This window comes from Arthrobacter sp. JCM 19049, from assembly GCF_001310435.1.
Map to the genome: position 1 here is coordinate 1 of NZ_BAXF01000703.1, position 904 is coordinate 904.

At 68.9% G+C, this 904-nt stretch carries 1 protein-coding gene and 2 pseudogenes; 1 reads left to right on the forward strand and 2 read right to left on the reverse strand.

Going from position 1 to position 904, the window contains the following annotated elements; all coding sequences use genetic code 11:
- A pseudogene (locus JCM19049_RS15640) lies at window positions 1-226 on the forward strand (hypothetical protein); the annotation flags it as partial.
- 107 nt (window positions 227-333) lie between these two features.
- On the opposite strand, the gene JCM19049_RS15645 reads toward JCM19049_RS15640, so the two are convergent.
- Together JCM19049_RS15645 and JCM19049_RS21420 are read right to left on the reverse strand one after the other, a co-directional pair.
- On the reverse strand, window positions 334-714 hold the full coding sequence (locus JCM19049_RS15645) for an aldehyde dehydrogenase family protein (protein WP_054822014.1): 381 nt from the start codon (window positions 712-714) through the stop codon (window positions 334-336).
- Window positions 660-904, reverse strand: a pseudogene (locus JCM19049_RS21420) (hypothetical protein); the annotation flags it as partial. The pseudogene JCM19049_RS21420 and the gene JCM19049_RS15645, both read right to left, overlap by 55 nt.

A 904-nucleotide genomic window follows, 5' to 3' on the forward strand; every position in this document is an offset into this window, starting at 1 on the left:
CGCAGCTGGCCGGGGACGCGATCACCACCAAGCCACCGAGGCCAGCGGCTACCCGATCGGCGGGCTGAAGGTCTCCAGCCAGCGCGCCTGGTTCGCTGCCCGGCCCTCGGGCACCGAGGACATCTACAAGATCTACGCCGAATCCACGGTGGGCCAGGAGCACCTGCAGCAGGTGCTCGCCGAGGCCCGCCAGATCGTGGACGCCGCGCTGGCCGGCCAGGTGTAGCCCGCCGCCACGGCGCCGGGGCTAGATGAGCTTGTCGATGAACTTGCGCTTGGCCCAGGAGTAGGGCGGGTAGACGGCGTTCAGGGTGTCGATCACCGTGGTCTTGTTCAGCTCCGGACGCATCTGCGAGAGCCGCTCAAAGCCGTGCTTGCCGTGGTAGGAACCATGCCGCTGTCCCCCACGCCGCCAAAGGGCAGGGTCGGGACGATCAGGTGGGTCATCGGCGCGTTGTGCACGATCGCCCCGGCCCGCACCCGGTCGGAGAAGATCGACTGCAGCCGCGGGTTCTCGCTCATCAGGTAGGCGGCCAGCGGGGCGGGGCGTTCGGCGATGAACTGCAGGGCCGCGTCGAAGGACTCCACCTCGATCACCGGCAGGATCGGACCGAAGATCTCCTCGGTCATCAGCGGGCTGTCCAGCTCCACGTCGCGCATCACCGTGGGGGCCAGGCGCAGGGTCTGGGCGTCGCTCTGCCCGCCGATGACCACCCGCCCGTGCTCCAGCAGCCCGGTGAGCCGCTCAAAGTGCTGGCGTGAGACGATCCGCCGTAGTCCTGGTGGCTGATCGGGTCCCGGCCGTAGAAGCTGCTAATCGCCTTGGCCAGGCGGTCAACCAGCGCGTCCGCGTCCCCGATGGACAGGATGTAGTCCGGGGCCACGCAGGTCTGCCCGCTGTTCA